The following is an 18,133-nucleotide window of genomic DNA, read 5'->3' on the forward strand; positions in this document are numbered from 1 at the left end:
AAAAAAGCCCGAGAGGACTCGGGCTTCTTGTGCGCTGTAGTTTCTTCTTCTTCATTATTTTTTTATTGTTTATTGTTTTTATTACGCTGCATCGCGCTTTATAGTTATTATTGTTAATAAAAACTTTCCATGTTCTTACTGCAACATCCCTGTGTAGTAGATTCTGCCATAAAGCCGGGCTACTCATAGACGCATTTTTCGTATCTATATGTAAGTATTTTCTTACATTAATTAACCTAAATTGTGATTAATATTACACAAATCTCATTTTTAACCCATCTTGTTCATTTTACATGGATGATTTAGATAAATTAAATAATTTATAAAATTATGCTACCTTTCCATAAACTCAGGATATAAAAAAGCCTTGTAGTCTCTCCCAAAACTACAAGGCTTAGCGGCTGTAAGTTTCCTCTTTTTTCACCTACATCAATGTAAGTTCGCTGTCTCACGACTTTCTTATAATAATTATGCGATTATACTCAACTTTCCTTGTTGAGTTCTTTGTAGGGCCCATCTTCTCAAAAAGGGCAGTGAAGCTCTATCCGCAAATCTCCTGAATCGCTGTAAGCATATGCTTACATTAATCAGTTTCACTATCACCTGAAAAGTTATGACACTGTTCAATGATTTTTCTGCTTAAGCCACTACCACGGGTAGTTTTCAGGCTTAACGATTGTATAAATGCTTCACGATCTACCAATAATGTGACGGCTTTTTTTGCACGTGTAATCGCTGTGTAAATCAATTCCTTACTTAACAGGTTACTGGCTTTATGGTCCAGTACGACTGCAGTGTGCCTAAACTCTGAACCTTGGGATTTGTGAATGGTTAGAGCAAAGGCAGTTTCAATACTTTTGGGCAAGCGCGTTGCTAAAACCCATTTTTCCAGACTCGGAAAATAGACTTCAAACTGGCGCTGTCCAAGATGCTCCCGCAGGAAACAGATCCCAATATCCCCATTCGATAGTCCCAGCTGGTAATCGTTATAGGTCATCATCACCGGACGACCGATATACCAGTCGCCCTGCTTGATCTGCCCGGTTGCAGTGAGCAGGCGCTGTTCAATCTGTTGATTAAGTCGGGTCAGACCCAAAACCCCATGGCGGATTGCCGTCAGGATACGGTAATCATCAAAATGACGGATAATCTGCTCTACAAACCTATTAAAATCTTGACTGCCTCCCCCTGTTTTGAGAGCCTGTACATAGCCCTGATAACCATACATCAGCTGGTCATAATAAGGTTGAGCATCATTGAGCAGTAGATTTTCCGGCAGGTATTGCAGCTGTAGATGGTCAATTTCAATCTGCTCCAGATCAATGGTCTGCAGCTCGGATGCAGTTACCACTTGCTGTTCAAATTCGGTTAACAGATCCTGATCAGGATGTGCTTTCTGAATAAAATGTGCCAATGCACCAATCCGTGCACCTTCACTAAACCGTCGAGTTTTCATCAGATTGATCCGGTTATTGGCTAGGGCCGGAACCTGCTGTAAATCAGCCAATACGGTGCCGACATCGACAGAAGCCAGCTGATTCGCATCGCCCAGTAGAATCAAACGCGCCCCATCTGGCACCGCTGCCAGTAGCATCTGTGCCAGGCTCAGATCAAGCATAGAGGCTTCATCGACCACAATCACCTCATAAGGTAGTGGCTGTCGGGCATGGAATCTTGGCTGTGCAGTTATTCCCAGACCCAAGAGTCGGTGTAAGGTCACAGGTTGTAACTGTTGCAAGGCTTCCAGATCAAACTGGGCCAGTGCCGGACTGCTCAAGGCATTTTGCAACGCTTCTTTCATACGCTGTGCCGCTTTGCCGGTTGGTGCTGCCATGGCAATCCGGATGTCCGGCAAACTTTCATTCAGCACCGCAATGATATGTGCCAGCGTATAGGTTTTCCCGGTTCCCGGGCCACCCGTAATGATACTTAAACCTTGACTGGCCACCATTTCCAGCGCTTTCTGCTGTTGCGGATCAGCAAGCAGGCTGCGATGATAGCCATTCAACTGAACAGCTTTTAACTGCTGGGATTTGATGCGAACCACATGCGCAGCGATTGCTTGTTCCATTTTCCAGTAACGGTACAGGTACAACTGCTGGTCTTGAAAAATAAAGGGTGCAATCGCATGCTGATCAGACTCACCACGGCGCACTAGATTGTGCAGCAAGGCGACTTGATCCTCTGCCGCGTCAATACAGCTGTTACCATTTTGCATGGCTTCCAGTACGGCATGCATGAGCAGCTTGGCCTCATCGCCAAAGTTAGCTGAACTGAATGGCGGCTGACATATATGCTCGATCCAGGGCATCAATGGCGAAGCCAGCTGTGATATGTGATTTTGCTCATTTTCCACACAGTTATCCTCAAACTTATCCACAGGATAATTTTCTGTTTCTATTGTATATATTTCTTAGTTTCGCCATTTTATGCTGACTTATTCACCGCATAATAGCCCAGAATATGATCCAATTTTTGGATAAATTCAACTTCAGGCTGCCAGTGATATAGCCCCTGTCCGGCCTGCCCATTCATGCCACGCAGATACAAATAGGTCGCTCCACCCAGATGCTGCCGGATGTCATAACCCTGCAAATTAGCGCTTAAATAGCGGTGCATGGCGACCAGATACAGGGCAGCCTGCAACCAGTAACTGGAATGCGTCATGCTGTCATGAATTGCTTCCGGCAGATAATCCTGCTGATTGGCACCGAGATAGTTACTCTTATAATCAGCGATGTGATAGCGCTGACCATCAAAATATACCAGGTCAATTGCCCCGGTCAGGTAACGTGCCGATTTGGCCTCATTAAAGTCCGGCATGATCAGGCCATAATCCGCAAACAGCTGCTGAATCTGGCGAATCTGTAACGGGGCATCATTCAAAGCCAGATAAAACGGGAATTCCGACAAAAAGCTGTGCTGATCCAGCTGGCTTAAACGAAACTCGCTCTGAATCGGTGTGTTCAGGATTTCCCCGACCCAATCATGCATTAGATTCAGCAGAATATCTTCGGATAATTCTTCAAAGAATAGATCCGCTGACTGCTGCATTAGTCCAGTCACATCAAGATTTTCATGCGTGCTTGCTTTAGGCAGCTGCCCCATTGCCTGCTCAAACTGCTGAATAAAGGCATCATCATCCAGTTCCAGAAAATAACGCTCAAACTGCGTCATAAACTGTAGAAAATGAGTGACATCTAAAGATGGCTGCTGGAAAAAGCTGTGCCATGTATGGCGATAGGCAACACTTTGGTCATGCAAGCGGATACCGGTCAACAGTTTGTAGTTGACGCTGGCCATAACATGCAAAATAGCCTCAGCTAGCGCTCCTGCTTTTAAGCTGGCATTACTGGCTACCCGTTTAAACAGAGTATTCAGGTTAATCGTGGCCTGCAGATAATACTGCTGGAAGGCCTGCTGCAGTAGCTCTAGAATCTGAAAATCCTGCTGGAACCGGTCTTTCAATTCCATCCAGATATGTGGCGCGGTATTCTTGAAACGACGGCGGATTTCCAGATTCCAGTAACTGCTATCCTGAAAATCCAGATGCTCGAAAATACTGTGCAAGAAAGTTCCGGCCACAGTACCTTTAGGAAAATTCAGCTTGATCCAGTCCAATGGCTGTTGCAGCACTTCTGCTTCTGTCTGCAGATGGATTTCATCGGCAGCACTTTCTGGGTGTTCATATAGACTGACCAGATCATCTTGCAGTACGGTTACATGCAGCTGATGTCTCGATAAAGCGGTGAAGCTGGTTTTGGTCCGTGGATAGAACTGCTGTTCCGGTAAAGGATGAGCAACTAATTCCAGTGCTGTTTGCATCTGTTCTACCGCAATACGCGGTGGTGCTGCTGTTAAGGTATTTTCCATACAGCTGAGCGGGTGCTGGAAGACCTGCTCGCCCTGCCCACGCCAGTAGGCCAGACACGAATCTGATTGACCACTCTGATCCTGTAGCATGGCGTAAACCCGATGGCTGGCACGCGTTAGCGCCACATACCAGAGACGGTGATTCTCTGCGGCATTCCGTGCGGCATTCTGCAGCTGTGCCTGCTCATGCAGATCCTCACGATTTACCGCAATCACTCGTGACTGATTCAGAATATCGTCCTGCTCATGACCGGCCAGCGAGAAGTTAAGGTTACCTTTGTTGACGTCAAACGGCGCATCAGCGCCCATCAGGAATACGATTTTGAATTCAAGACCTTTGGAGGCATGAATTGTCAGCAACTGTACGCCACGGTCACCGGAGAGCTTGCGCTCTTTTTCACTGTCTTTGCCAGAAGGAGACTGTAACTGGCGCAGATACCAGTGATATAGCTTCTGTGCACCCTGATAATATTCGCTTTGCTGCGACAGGATTTCGGTCAGATGACGCAGATTAACCACAACCCGCTCATTATCAATGCTCTTGCTCGATACCAGATTAGTCCAGACGTCAAACAGGTTCAGGGTATAGTTCCAAGCACTCAGGAAGCCCTTGTCGAACCACATTTCCCGGATCACCTCAAAATCGGCAATAAAAGTACTTAGGCCAACTGGCTGCTGTTGCAGCTCCAGCAGCTTTTTCAGGTCAAAGCCGAGCAGACGGGTCACTAAAGCACGACGAACCTTGGCCTCATTAAACGGGTCCATGATCGCGGTCAGCACCGCGGCGACATCCTGTGCCACGTTGCTGGCAAAGACACTCTGTTTTGATTCCTTATAACAGGCAATCCCCATGCGTTGCAGACGCTGCTTGACCTGTTCCAGCGCATAATGTCCAAAGGACAGTACAGCAATATCATCCTCAGTTAGAGGAGCAGAACTGTCCTGCTGCTGGAAATATAGTTGTTGCTGTGCAGCTTGGTTCAGTAATTCGCGGATTTTCCAGGCCACCTGATCGGCTTCATGCTCCTGCTCACCCAGCTGCATCCAACGTAATGGATAAGGATTAGCTTGTGCGGAATCAATCAGGTCCGGATGGGGACGACTACCGGCTTGAATCAAACTATAATTAACGCTTTCACCAAAATCCATCTGCCGCTGAAACAGGGCATCAACCACTTCCACCAAAGCTTTGACCGAGCGGTGGTTCTGGGTCAGGGTATATTCATAGCCCTGCTTTAAACGGACATCAGCATGTGCCTTGTTATAGGTCAGCATGTCGCCGCCACGGAAACCATAAATTGCCTGTTTTGGATCACCGACCATGATCATACAGCCGAGCTGTACCCGCGCAGCATCCCGCCAGATTCGTGCCAGCAGATCGTCCTGATCCTGGTTAGTGTCCTGAAATTCATCTACCAGAATTAAGGGATAACGAGACTGCACAAACTGGGCAAAACGGCGCCCCTGCTCACCTTGCAAGGCTTCAGTCAGGGTACGGATCTGTTGCGAGAAGGTAGTCTCTCCCTGCTTCTGTAAAGTCTGCGGCAGACGATGCTGCACGCTGCGAATCAGGTGATATTCCAAATAAGCCGTGAGCTGTTTGAATTTCTCATCCAGTGCCTGTTTCACATTGCATAGGGCTTCGATGGCACAGATCAGCGGATGGCTGAGGAAATACTGCTGCTCTTCTTCGCTACAGCTTTTGGTAAAACGCTGCTTGCCTGGCTGAAAATCAGTTTTATTACGCAGCAGATAACATAACTTCAGCACCAGCTTGCACAGCTCAGGATCAAAGAAGCACATACCCTTCTGTTCACTCAGCTGTACCGCCCAGTCAGAAAAATTGCTGCAGATCTCCGATAGTTTTACATGAAAGTTTTTATGAAAATATTTCGGGGTTTCGGCGCAGTAAGTCTGTATCTTGAGGAGTTCTGCCGGACTGATATTGACCAGCTGTTCAATACAGGCATCAAGTTCGCCCAAATCCCATTCTACCTGGCGGACTGACTGGAAGTGATTGGCGCTAAAATTGAGTGCATCACGTACCAGCCCCACATAGTGCTCAGGGGATTTGAGCTGGTTCTGTAAATACATCTGGTTAATGACATACTGCGGCTGCTGCTGGATCCATTCCCGTAGTACATCATGAATCAGCTGCTGAATATACAGGTCCTGATCTTCAGTCAGTTCAGCACGTTCAATCCGACCACTTTCAAAGGCGAATTCACGCAGCAGCTTCTGGCTAAAACTGTCCAGCGTGCCGACAAACAGTTCATCCAGTTGGTTTAGTACCAATCCCAGACGACGGCGAGCGTAATCCATACGACTGCCATAATCTTGCAGCACTTTCTGCAACAACGGATCAGATTCCTGCACGATCTGCTGGGCCATTTCTACCGAATTAAGATGCTGATAGCGCTGGATATAACGTAAAGTTTCTTCCACACGTGCGCGTACCCGGCTTTTCAGTTCAGCTGTTGCCTTACGGGTAAACGTCGTCGCAATGACCTGAGGTGGATAGTATTTATCCAGAAAAATCCGCACCATCAGGCTAGACAGGGTATAGGTTTTGCCGGTTCCTGCCGAAGCTTCGATCCAGTGCAGACCACTAAAGGTCATGTCCTGAATGGGATTAATTGAAATTTTATGCTGCTGTTGAGGGGCGATGGTCATTTATTTTACCCACTCTAAATGTTGTTGAATCGGAGCATACAAGTCATAGGCAAATTTTAGCAAGCTATGCTGCAACGCCTGCTCTGGATCCTGATCCTGCAAAATGAACTGCCAGTCCTGATGCAGTACACAGGACTCATCCGAACTCAGTGGGCGGGTACTTTCATAAGTGTTGTTCCAGGCCGCCAGCAGCTTATCCAGATCACCAATAATCATTTGACCCTGCTCATTGGTTTCCCATTGCCAGTCTTTTTTCAGAATGAGCTCAGCCGGCAACACTACCGGTTGCTGCTGACCTGCTTCCCAGGCCTTAAACCAGTGAGCCAAATATTCTTTAGCCTGAGAAGATGTCACCTTGCAGAATTTTACGGTCTTGTTACTGAACAGCACAATTCGTTCCAGCTCTGCGGTATAACTGTCATCATTTAAATAGGCCAGCCAAAGCAGATATTCCAGCCAGACATGCGCGCGACGGCGCTCTGAGGCTGAAGCGGACTGCATGCTCAGCCAGTACGACGCATTCGGTTGCTGCGGCACAGTAATCTGCAACATCAGATCAGATGAATAACGATAGTTTTGCTGCGTGGTACGAGTAATCTGTTTGTCCAGTTGCTGTAGGCGCTGCTGCAGCAATTCCTGTTCCTGCTGGGTACTCAGCCAGGTTGCTTCCTGGGTTTTTCCGACTGGCAGACGATCCAGCATCAACCGGGTATCTATTTCCTGTTCCTGCTGCTGCAGGAAATCCCGTACCTGATATTGCTGCAATTTATCCAGCAATAATGGTTCCTGTGCCGCGGGCAAGTCTTTATATTTCACGCTGGAAATGCCAACACTTTTCAGGAACAGACGTGCCGGGAAGATCATGTCCCGAATCCATTCATCGCCATGCAGAATCCGAATCTGCTCCTGCTGTACTGGCGGACAATGGATATTAATCCAGCTGCGACGCTGCCCTTCAGCCTTACAAAGAAAAAAAGCCACATCATGCCACTGATCCTGAAAACGTGGGGTACGTAGTGTACTAAAACCAACTGGATCAAAAGGCTGTAAAGGATGCACATGATAGAGCTGCTGGATATGCGCTGCGACTGGCAAGCCATTCATCTCGGTCATCACATCGACATCTGCATCTGGATGCTCGGACTGGCAGATCAGGGCAATATGCTGGATCAATTCCTGCAGTGACGTGGATGGATCACGCACTTCGCCATCATTCACATCAAAGCCGTTGTAGAACAGCCACAGATTTTCCTGTGCTAACAGCAAGGCATCCAGAAATGCACCCTGATCATCATCCAGACGGGAGCGGTCACCGAGCTGTGGCTTAAGAATGCTCATCAAGTCAAACGGTAGCTGCTGATTTCGGCTCGGGAATTTGCCCGTATCCAGATTCAGCATCACCACCAGCTTATAAGGCAGCGGGCGAATCTGGCCAATCTGGCTAAAGGTAATTTGTCCGGTCGGTTCGGCCTGATCCAGCTGCATGTCCAGACTATTCTGGATTTCTTCCAAGACATAAGGCAATGGTAAGCTCAATGCCACCAGTTCCTGATTCGCATTTGGATCATCCTGATCATGATAATCGGCCAGCGTCAGCATACGCATCTGCTTTTCAATGATTTCTGCTACGGTTTTTAGCGACTCAACCCCATTGCTGCGGAATTCATTCACGTCCCGATTTAGATATTCCAGCCAGGTTTTTACCGGTGTACGCTGTCCCTGCTCATGCGCATTCAGCCAGCCGCGACGTTCATTGAAATCCTCATAAATCTGGATCAGGATAACAATCAGCGGAAAATCACTGCTGAGCACTTTGGCATAACTGAGAGTATCTTCAAACAGCTGATGTTCTGGCACCGCCATGCCCAGTACCAAGCGATCCAGAGCAAAGCGGAAGCTAAAGCGGTAATCTTCATCACCTTCATATAACTGTTGCTGTAAATGCTGCTGATCTAAACCGCGCTTAAAACCGGCATCACTGAGTAGCTGGATAATGCGTTCCACTTGTGCATAGTCCAATGCATAGTACTGTTGGGTCGCACTTAAACTCAGCCAGTCGGCAAAATCTTCAATGCTAAAACGGCGATGCATCAACTGTATGCGGCCCAGCACGGCACGCCAGGCATTGCTGACATCCAGACGGGATACCCCGGATATCTGGATCGGCAGATAAATATTGTTTTTGCGCAGACGGGTCTGGCTGCCTTCTCGTTCACGTGGTGGTGGGGCAAAGACACTACGAATCGCCGGTTCCAGTTCTTTCAGGTTTGGACTCAATACCAGGATATCACTTGGCTGACGCGGTACTTCTTTTGTGCCCTGAGCTAGCCAGTGAATGATTTGTTCGCGCAGTACTTCCAGTTGGCGTAATGAAGAATGACAGACATGGATCTGTACCGAGCTATCGTCCGGCTTCAAGGGATAAGTATGCCGCTCCGGTTCTACCAGATACAGAATATCCGACTGGATTTTTGCCAGCAGATGGTCCTGATAGTCATCGACAAAGGCATCCGCCCAATGTCCTTCCTCACCCGAAGACAGTTTGGATAATAGAGAAAAGTGATCTCGTGCCTGCTTACCAAATCGGGTCAGTAATGGATGACGTGATTCACGGTCTTCAGCATTAAAGTTCAGCTGGAACTTTTTCCAGAATGCAGCAATTTCCTCATCACTCGGCTTGCCTCCACGAGACTGTTCGTATTTGCGGATAAAGCGTTCCTGTACACCCAGGTCATAGCGCGACTTCCAGCTCGGATCGACGCTATCCGCCCAGTATTCCTGTGACGGGTTAAAATGGAAAATATAAATCTCGATGTACTGACCCAGACGGCGCAAGAAATCCAGCTGAGCCGGTGGCAATTCCAGCATGCTAAAGACCACCACCTGGGATGGCAGCTGCTTTAAGGCCTGCATTCGGGTTTCCGGATTTTCGATGCGTTCCCAGTACAGCTTTTCAATTTCCAGGATTTTGGCATAGTCATCCTGAAATACGTTCTGCCACAGCCAGCGCTGCCAGGCTTCCAGTTCCCGTGCCTGAATTTTGACGAAATCCGCTACCGGAATTTCCTGACCATTTTCATCTTTGGGGATATATAGCATCTGCTCTATTTCTAAAGGCAGATTCTGTCCCCAGTTGTTCAGCCAGTTGGTCGGGCAACTACATTGTTGCGGCGGACAATTGTGTGCACAATAACCGCGATAATCCATATAGTGGCTAAACAGGCGCGATACCTGTTCACAGACCCAGTACAGCATGCTTTGTTTTTTGAGCAGACGTTCATTCGGCTGTTCCAGACGGTCAGCGCTGTCATAAATCCGCTTTACAATCGAATACAGCGGATGCTGGGATTTGAGTGGAATTTCATCCGCCAGAATGGTCTTGCGCAGCGCCTGAAAGGCTCGCCATTTAATGATGATACGTGGAATATTGGCTTCACGGACCTGCTCCAGCTCTTTCTGGCTGTTTAGCACCCATTGATAAGAAGTCCATTGAAAAGCACGAATTCGGTGGTGAAATTGTGTATTGGCACTGATGCCCTTTTTCTCGGCAATTTTCTGGGTGAGCCAGGCTTCAACTGCGGGCGAAGGTACAATGAAATGCTGCGGCTCAAGCACCTGAAAAGCAGTTCTTTTCTGCTGACTCGTAACCAGCAGCATGCTATCCAAAAGCACATCAATTTTCTGACTTTGAATAACATGAATAGCCATGAATTCCCCAAATTAAAAGAAAGCAGCACTACAAAACAATAAAGATTATTTACTATACACCCTGTTCTGTCTATGTCACTTTTAATCTACACTTAAGTAGAAAAATTTCTTTTAAAAAAGCATCTTATGGATACTTTTTTAGAAAAACAACAACAGGAAGCTTTAGGTAATCGCCCATGAAATTAGACAAATTTCCCGATCAAATTGATCCAAGTTTAAATCTAGAACAGATCCGTGAAGAATGCCTGGAGCTGATTAAGAAGCGTGCCTATATGTCTGCAGGTGCAGCCGTGATTCCGGTACCGTTTCTTGATGTCTTGATTGACGTCGGCATCCTGTCACAGCTGATTCCTGAAATCAATGCCCGATTCAGCTTGGCGCCAGAGCGGGTCAGCGTATTTGATCCAAAAACCAAACAGGTTCAATGGGATGAATTACGTAAACGCGGCGTACAATTTTCTGGTTTTGTGGTGGCACGTACGGCAGTAAAAAAATCCATCAATAATGTTGCCGCAAAATATATCACCAAGCAAGTAACCAAATTTATCCCGCTCGGTGGTCAGTTAATTGCGGCAAGTTTAGGCTACTTCGTAATGAAAAAAGTTGCCGAGGCACATGTGGAAGACTCTTATAAACTAGCCAAAAATATCCAGCAAAAACAGCAAGCTAAAACTGTATGATTTTGATTTAGAATCATCTTACTTAAAAGCAGCTTGGTCGTATTAACTTACGCCAAGCTGTTTCAGTATAGTCTTCAAGATTTGTAAACGCGCGCTATCCTTGTCATCGGTAGCAATCACATGCCATGGCGCCTGATCGGTGCTGGTATGCTCAAACATATCCGCCGCTGCCTGCAAATAATCCTCCCAGCGTTCACGGTTACGCCAGTCTTCATCAGTGATCTTGAAACGTTTATGCGGCGTCTGTTCACGCGCCTTAAAACGTTCAGCCTGTTCGTCCTTGGAAATCGCTAGCCAGAACTTGATAATTACAGTCTGTGCCTCAATCAGGTCATTTTCAAACCGGTTAATTTCTGCATAAGATGCCTGCCATTGCGCAGGACTAATCAGTTCTTCAATCCGTTCTACCAGTACCCGCCCATACCAGGACCGGTCAAAAATCGTAATCTTGTCTTCCGGCTGTAACCTAGTCCAGAAACGCCACAAATAAGGACGGCGCAATTCATATTTTTCCGGTGCACCAATGGTATGAATTTCATATTCGCGTGGATCAAGCTTTTTCACCAGCCGCTTGATTGCTCCCCCCTTACCGGCTGCATCCATCCCCTCGAATACGATCACCACATTACGTTGATCCATACGCATTGCGCTAGCCACCTTGCGGGTCAGTTTCTTGAGTTCGTCCTTATAGGTATTCTGATCCACCGGCTCCCGCGAAGGCTGCAGCAATGCTTTAGGAATAGATGCCGGGGACCATGTCTTACTTCCTTTAGCAGGATGATCCGGACAGTGTTTCAAGGCCGCAAGAATAGTCTGGGCAAACTGCTGGTCACGCCGGGTTGCATCTTCACCATCAATGATGATCCAGTCCTCAGTAAAACGTTGACGCAAACGCTGGATCGCGTCATATTGCTTACGACTGCGCCAATCCAGACCGTGTAAACGATGCCAATGCATCTCACTTGGATCAATATCATCTAAACGTTTTTGTAAAGACTTCCAGGGCAGATCAAACCAGATCTTGATCACATCAACATGGTTATTTTTCAGATCCTGCTCAAAGGCACGCATCTGTTCGACATAATGATCAAACATGCTTTCATCTATAGGATTCGCTACATGCATGGCGGTACTCAGCAAATCTGTATACCAGTTACCAAACAACACCATGATCTGTCCTTCAGCCGGGATAAAGCGTGCATAAGGCTGCCAGAAAGTCTGTCTTTCATTTAGGGGCCGTGGCTGGTCTGCTTTTACCCGCAAATAACGCGGGTCAACCCATTCCCGTAATTGCTTAACCGCTTCACCTTTGCCGGCCAGCTCAATTCCATTGACCAGTATGACTAAACTTTTAGCATTCTTATGTCCGCGTGTATCTTTCAGGGCATATTGCGCATCGATAAGCTGTAACGATAATTCATTTTCTTCAATCAATTGAAATTGTTGCTGTTCTGTAGACATAACCTGTTCTGTTTTTCTTGTTCGTGAATACAGTATAGACAGGCTTTTTGCTTGGTGAATAGCGATCGCTACGATTTTTAAACGATCTTTTTTGTCGAACTTTTCAACAAATTGACTTCAAATCCTGTGCAACCGGTCAATTTGTCATAGCGCGCCATCCTAACTCGTTCTAAGATTCCCGCATCCATAACCATATTTGAACTTCCCATGTCCAAACTTGCGGTTTTAGACGATCTTCTGGAACGTTATTATCAACTGAACTATCATAAGCAACCGGAACTGCAACAACGTCTGCAAGATGTCCAGCTCTGGCAAAAAGAACGTATGCAACGCACTCATGCCAAGCAGTTTGCAGAAAAGCAAAATGTGCTGATGTCAGAATATTTCCTGAACCGTCTTTATGGTGGACCGGACTTCGATGCGCTGGCAGAACAGATTGCCCGCTTGACGCGCTATGCGCATAAGGCGGAAAAGCTGATCCCGGATAATGCGATCAAGACCGGCACTCACGGAGTAGAGCTGGCCATTCTTGCGGTACAGCTTGATGAGCAGGTGGCACAACAGTTATTGGAAGATTATCATCCAGCCGAATCACTGACTGATGAAATTATGCGTCTAACCTATTTAAAGCTGGATCAAGGCCAGGATCGCCTTAGACAGCTAGCCATGCTGGATCAGCTCGGTACTCATCTGGATAAATATATGCGGTCGTTCATTGTGCAGGCAGCATTTAAAATGTGTAAAGGTGCCGCAGAAAAATACCGTTTTGAAGTCATGTATGAGTTTATGCAGGATGGATTCCTAGCGATGAAACCACTTAAGTCCGCAGAAAAGTTTGTACGTGAATTTACGGCAACTGAGCGTAATATCATTGATCGCGTGCATGCTGGTGATCCTCAGCCTTTCCGTTAATTCCCGACAGCTTAAAAAATCTGAAAATATCACCTTAGGATAAGGCTGGCATCTGCTTGCCTTATTCTCTTAACCCAATTAACCAGCTATTTTTAAATCGTAGTAATTTCATCGATACAAAAAAATCAGGTCTCAATAAATAGACAAAATAATGGTTCCAAAGCCCTAATCGTATCAATCAATCCGTTATAGTCTCTAATAAAGTTATAAAAATTATGCACAATTTACAGAAATTAATCTGTTTATGGTCAACGTACTTGATCGGCTTACGTGTTATCTAAGCCTCCGTATATCTTGATTCTTTATAGATGTACCCATGTCAATGAATTTTAGGAAAAATGTAATGGGGTACAAACAGTTATCTATTCGCGGCACTGTACAAATAAACCTGAGACCTTCAATAAACAGTTATAAAATTGATGCTCAAGATATACAGATTGAAAGCCATAAGTCTTTGGATATTTACGGTCAGGCGATGCTTGTTCATGATCTGAAATGCAAGTTAAAGATAGGCTATTTCCATATTGTGATTACCACAGATAAACAACGGATTATCTCTGTTGAACGTGGGGATTATGCACTAGGAGATGGTCTTTATTATGAGCTGAATCAACTGTCCATTCGCTATGGTAAAAACCAGTTCATCCATAAACTGGACGAATCTTAAAAATTCTGGATACAAAATGAAAAACCCCGGCATCCTACCGGGGTTTTTCGTATTGGTTCGCTTGGTATAACTCCTGTCGTACCTTACTTTCCTTGTATTTATCTATTTTTATTCTTAGAGGGAACATCCTGTTCCTGATGAACTTATCATATGAAATTTCTACCACTATAAAATAGTCGCTAAAAACCTGAATCAATGTAAGCAAAAACCTACAAAGAATTGAGTAGGTTTTGACTCGCCATTTAATTAAGCTATGGTGCACCGCATCAGCAGGAAGATATAAAAATTCAGAACGTATATCATGACTTTTTATCATCAATTAAGATCGATTTTTCGGCTGAGATTTCAGCTAAAGACGCATTTTTCTGTATATTATTCATAACAATTGCATGATGATTGCTGTATAACATCTTAGAATCTGTCATTATGCAGTCCATGCACGCATGCAAGATTAACCCCATTGATCTGTTAGGAGTGACTCCAATGTCCAATGAAAATACTACGCCTACCCCTACAGCTGAGTCGGCACAACAAACAGACAAAGTGAGCCCATTCTTAACTGCACCGTTACCACAAGGTGCGCCACAAGGTCAGCAACAGTCTCTAGAACAACGTCTGACTGATACACCTGTCACAGGTAGCATACCGAAATATAACCTGCCACGTGGGGCGAATACCGGTAATGTCGGTCCAACCACTCACTTCGGCTATCAGACTGTCAGCAGTGAAGAAAAAGCACAAAAAGTCGCGGAAGTATTCCATTCTGTCGCCAGCAAATACGACATCATGAATGATCTGATGTCTTTTGGTATTCACCGTCTATGGAAACGTTTTGCCATTAACATGTCAGGCGTGCGCCGTGGTCAGCATGTGCTGGATATCGCCGGTGGTACGGGTGACCTGGCCAAAGTATTCAGCCGTGAAGTTGGTCCAACCGGTCATGTAGTATTATCTGACATCAACGAATCCATGCTAAATGTGGGTCGTGATCGCTTGATTGATGCGGGCTGTACCAATGTTGATTTCGTACTTGCCAATGCCGAAACTTTAGAGCCATTTGCAGATAACAGTTTTGACCTGTTAACCATTTCATTTGGTCTACGTAACGTCACTGATAAAGATGCTGCACTTGCTTCGATGTACCGTGTGCTTAAGCCAGGTGGCCGTCTGCTTGTTTTAGAATTTTCTAAACCAGTCTTTGAGCCATTCTCGAAACTGTATGATCTGTATTCATTCACAGCATTGCCAATCATGGGTAAAATCATTGCCAATGATTCTGAAAGCTATAAATATCTGGCAGAATCGATTCGTATGCACCCAGATCAGCGCACCCTAAAAGGCATGATGGAAAATGCCGGCTTCCAGAACTGTGACTACCATAACCTGACGGGTGGTATCGTTGCTGTTCACCGTGGTTTTAAACTTTAAGGTTCCCATTCATGTGGTCAATTCTGGCACTTGGTGCCGTTGAACGTGTGATTCACCATTTCATTGATCTGGATGCGATTACCCGCATCCAGTTAAATGCATTGGCTGGCAAAATGCTACGTGTAGTAATTGCCTCACCGCAGCTTTCTGTAGATGTATTCTTTGATGATGGCAAGGTTCGCCTGGAACCAACAGCCACTGGGCATACTGAAGCTGCTTCGATCTTTGAACAGCGGCCTTATGAAGCCAACAGCTCACAGAGTTCTGAAGCCACTGCGACTTTACAAGTCGATAATGTCATTGACCTGCTGAAACTGCTGCTTTCAGATGAAATAGGCAATATTCCGCTGCAAGGTGACTATAAGTTATTGCAGGAAATCCAGCGCATTATGCAACAGGCTGAACCTGATCTGGCGACTCATTTAAGCCCATGGATCGGACCAACCCTTGCGCATGAAATTGGCAAATTGCAACTGGCTCCCAAACATCTCAAACGCAGTCTGCAAAGCGGTCTGTTCTTTATGGAAGATACGCTTAAAGAAGACAGCGGTCTATTTGCTGCACGTTGGCAAATGGATGATTTACAGCAAGATACGCGTATACTCAATCAAAATATTGATCGTGTAGAAGCCAAGATTCATCAGCTTCAAATACAGATTGAAAATCAACAAGATTCAACTCAAAACTAGGTACACCACTTTATGATTCCGCATGTTTCACGTTTACTCGAACTCTGGCGCATTGCCGCGCATTATCGACTCGATACGTTGTTTCCTGCGGAAGAACTCCCAGAAAAAAGCCGTCATATCCTGTCTCTGATTCGTATGCATCCGGCTGCATGGTCCAGCCGAGAGCGTAAAAATTCTCTCAAGCTGAAAGAAGCTTTAGAGGAAATGGGGCCACTGGCAATCAAACTGGGCCAATTGCTATCTACGCGTCGTGACCTGATTCCACCTGAAGTACTGCAACAACTGGTCTTACTACAGGATCGCGTCAAGCCATTCGACAATGACGTGGCTAAAATGCGTATTCAGGAATCGCTGAAAGCCGATGTAAACACCCTGTTCGCCCGTTTTGATGCTCAGCCACTTGCTGCTGCATCAATTGCACAGGTGCATACCGCTGCTCTGCATGATGGCCGTGAAGTCGTAGTCAAAGTGACCCGCCCGAATATCCGTAATCAGATTTTGCAGGATTTCGAGATCCTGAGCTGGCTGGGTGATTTTCTGGAAAAGCGTCTGGAAGCAGCGCGTGCCCTACATTTATCGGAAATTATTCAGGATTATCGTCAGATCATTCTGAATGAGCTGGACTTGACGCTGGAAGCGGATAATACCCGCCGGATGCGTCATTATTTCACCGGCTCCAGCATGATGTATGTGCCTGAAGTCTATATGGACAGCAAGGATGTACTGGTCGCAGAACGGATTACCGGTGTACCGATTTCGGATATTGCCACCTTTGATGAACTGGGTATGGATCGTGCTGACCTGGCACGTAAAGGTCTCACCATCTTCTTTACCCAGGTATTCCGGGATAACTTCTTCCATGCCGACATGCATCCAGGCAATGTCTTTGTAGAAACCATTAATCTGTCCAATCCGCGCTTTATCGCACTGGACTGTGCGATTATGGGCGAGCTATCCAGACATGATCAGATGACTGTGGCCCGCATGCTGCTGGCGGTCATGAACAGCGACTTCATGCAGCTGATCCAGATTGTGCATCAGGCCGGCTGGATTCCACCAGGTACCGATCAGGATGCGCTGGCACGCGAAATGCGCCGTACTGTGGGTCCAATGGTTTCAAAACCAATGCATGAGCTGGACTTTGCCGGCATTCTGATTCAGGTCATGGACATTGCCCGTCGCTTTCATCTGGAAATTCCACCGCAACTGATGTTGTTATTGAAAACATTAGTCCATGTGGAGGGCCTAGGCACTGACCTATATCCGGAACTGGATATCTGGAGTCTGGCCAAACCGATCCTGACCGACTGGATCAAGGCACAGATGAATCCGCAGAAAAATCTGAAAGAACTGGGACAGAAAATCCCGGATCTGCTTTTAGGGGCGCAGGATTTACCAACCTTGATGATCGACAGCTTGAATGGTCTCAAAAATCAATCTGCCTGGCATGCGAAGCAATTAAATGAATTACAAATGATGCGTCTGCAAATGGAGCATCAGCAAAAACGCAGCTGGATTTTTGGCAGCTTGATAGCAATATTACTATCGATTGCCATTATTTCGCCTTGGTTAATCTCGTTTATTTTAATTGTTTTGGCTAGTGTATTGGCCATTTGGCGAATAGTAAAATAATTAAACCAGTAAAAGCCCACACCTTGTGGGCTTTTTATTACATTACTGAATATATTATTTAATTAGTATTTTGTAATAACGTATTTAAATGCTCTAGATTTTATTTATTTTTTTATATATTTTTTAGCCTATTATTTAAGATAAAATACACTACAATTCATAAACACAGGTTCGGGATAAAGGATTATTTATGATTAATAACACATTTAAATTAACTACTCTAGCAATTAGATCTCTTTCATAAATCAAAAAACGATCTTCTTTTTGGTTAATATTTGCACTTCGGATTTCTTGGCATTCGTGCATAATCTGCGGATGAAATACATCGATTCAAACAAGCTTTCTGATCCTCAGTTCAAGCGATACACAGGCATCTCATGGTCAACTTTCTATTTGATGGTTGAGCAATT

The 18,133-nt window shown here is 45.7% G+C and carries 10 protein-coding genes; 6 read left to right on the forward strand and 4 right to left on the reverse strand.

The window, feature by feature from the left end; translation table 11 throughout:
* Positions 1–583: 583 nt before the first annotated feature.
* The 3 genes from recD to C3420_RS11570 all read right to left on the reverse strand — a co-directional run bounded on the left by recD (position 584) and on the right by C3420_RS11570 (position 10,254).
* Entirely contained in the window at positions 584–2,356 is a 1,773-nt protein-coding gene (gene recD, locus C3420_RS11560) for an exodeoxyribonuclease V subunit alpha (protein ID WP_103800579.1), read from the reverse strand.
* A gap of 71 nt (positions 2,357–2,427) precedes the next feature.
* On the reverse strand, positions 2,428–6,546 hold the full coding sequence (locus C3420_RS11565; RefSeq protein WP_103800578.1) for a UvrD-helicase domain-containing protein: 4,119 nt from the start codon (positions 6,544–6,546) through the stop codon (positions 2,428–2,430).
* The gene (locus C3420_RS11570; RefSeq protein WP_103800577.1) at positions 6,547–10,254 is read right to left on the reverse strand and encodes an exodeoxyribonuclease V subunit gamma; all 3,708 of its coding nucleotides are present in this window, start codon (positions 10,252–10,254) and stop codon (positions 6,547–6,549) included.
* A gap of 176 nt (positions 10,255–10,430) precedes the next feature.
* Here C3420_RS11570 and C3420_RS11575 point away from each other — a divergent pair, with 176 nt between their 5' ends.
* A complete protein-coding gene (locus tag C3420_RS11575; RefSeq protein WP_103800576.1) occupies positions 10,431–10,934 on the forward strand; it encodes a hypothetical protein in 504 nt (167 codons plus the stop codon).
* 42 nt (positions 10,935–10,976) lie between these two features.
* On the opposite strand, the gene C3420_RS11580 is transcribed toward C3420_RS11575, so the two are convergent.
* Complete coding sequence (locus C3420_RS11580) at positions 10,977–12,395, reverse strand: polyphosphate--AMP phosphotransferase (protein ID WP_008303884.1); 1,419 nt, start codon at positions 12,393–12,395, stop codon at positions 10,977–10,979.
* Positions 12,396–12,602: 207 nt separating this feature from the next.
* Here C3420_RS11580 and C3420_RS11585 point away from each other — a divergent pair, with 207 nt between their 5' ends.
* From C3420_RS11585 to C3420_RS11610, 5 genes are all read left to right on the forward strand, one after another.
* Positions 12,603–13,307 carry an FFLEELY motif protein gene (locus C3420_RS11585; protein WP_048881195.1) on the forward strand — a complete coding sequence of 235 codons (705 nt, stop codon included), beginning with the start codon at positions 12,603–12,605 and terminating at the stop codon, positions 13,305–13,307.
* 343 nt (positions 13,308–13,650) lie between these two features.
* Positions 13,651–13,974: a hypothetical protein gene (locus C3420_RS11590; protein ID WP_103800575.1), complete on the forward strand. Its 324-nt coding sequence runs from the start codon at positions 13,651–13,653 to the stop codon at positions 13,972–13,974.
* A gap of 483 nt (positions 13,975–14,457) precedes the next feature.
* Entirely contained in the window at positions 14,458–15,402 is a 945-nt protein-coding gene (gene ubiE / locus C3420_RS11600; RefSeq protein ID WP_004890506.1) for a bifunctional demethylmenaquinone methyltransferase/2-methoxy-6-polyprenyl-1,4-benzoquinol methylase UbiE, read from the forward strand.
* An 11-nt stretch (positions 15,403–15,413) separates the two neighbouring features.
* The gene (locus C3420_RS11605) at positions 15,414–16,091 is read left to right on the forward strand and encodes a ubiquinone biosynthesis accessory factor UbiJ (protein ID WP_103800573.1); all 678 of its coding nucleotides are present in this window, start codon (positions 15,414–15,416) and stop codon (positions 16,089–16,091) included.
* Positions 16,092–16,103: 12 nt separating this feature from the next.
* The gene (locus C3420_RS11610) at positions 16,104–17,723 is read left to right on the forward strand and encodes an ABC1 kinase family protein (protein WP_103800572.1); all 1,620 of its coding nucleotides are present in this window, start codon (positions 16,104–16,106) and stop codon (positions 17,721–17,723) included.
* Positions 17,724–18,133: the final 410 nt, after the last annotated feature.

This window comes from Acinetobacter sp. ACNIH3, from assembly GCF_002918965.1.
Taxonomy (GTDB): domain Bacteria; phylum Pseudomonadota; class Gammaproteobacteria; order Pseudomonadales; family Moraxellaceae; genus Acinetobacter; species Acinetobacter schindleri.

Bases quoted from the DNA above. Each gene is read 5' to 3' on its own strand.
- C3420_RS11565 (WP_103800578.1), bottom strand. From the start codon at position 6,546: ATGACCATCGCCCCTCAACAGCAGCATAAAATTTCAATTAATCCCATT.
- C3420_RS11605 (WP_103800573.1), top strand. From the start codon at position 15,414: ATGTGGTCAATTCTGGCACTTGGTGCCGTTGAACGTGTGATTCACCAT.
- C3420_RS11580 (WP_008303884.1), bottom strand. From the start codon at position 12,395: ATGTCTACAGAACAGCAACAATTTCAATTGATTGAAGAAAATGAATTA.
- C3420_RS11590 (WP_103800575.1), top strand. From the start codon at position 13,651: ATGGGGTACAAACAGTTATCTATTCGCGGCACTGTACAAATAAACCTG.
- C3420_RS11575 (WP_103800576.1), top strand. From the start codon at position 10,431: ATGAAATTAGACAAATTTCCCGATCAAATTGATCCAAGTTTAAATCTA.
- C3420_RS11610 (WP_103800572.1), top strand. From the start codon at position 16,104: ATGATTCCGCATGTTTCACGTTTACTCGAACTCTGGCGCATTGCCGCG.
- C3420_RS11570 (WP_103800577.1), bottom strand. From the start codon at position 10,254: ATGGCTATTCATGTTATTCAAAGTCAGAAAATTGATGTGCTTTTGGAT.
- ubiE (WP_004890506.1), top strand. From the start codon at position 14,458: ATGTCCAATGAAAATACTACGCCTACCCCTACAGCTGAGTCGGCACAA.
- C3420_RS11585 (WP_048881195.1), top strand. From the start codon at position 12,603: ATGTCCAAACTTGCGGTTTTAGACGATCTTCTGGAACGTTATTATCAA.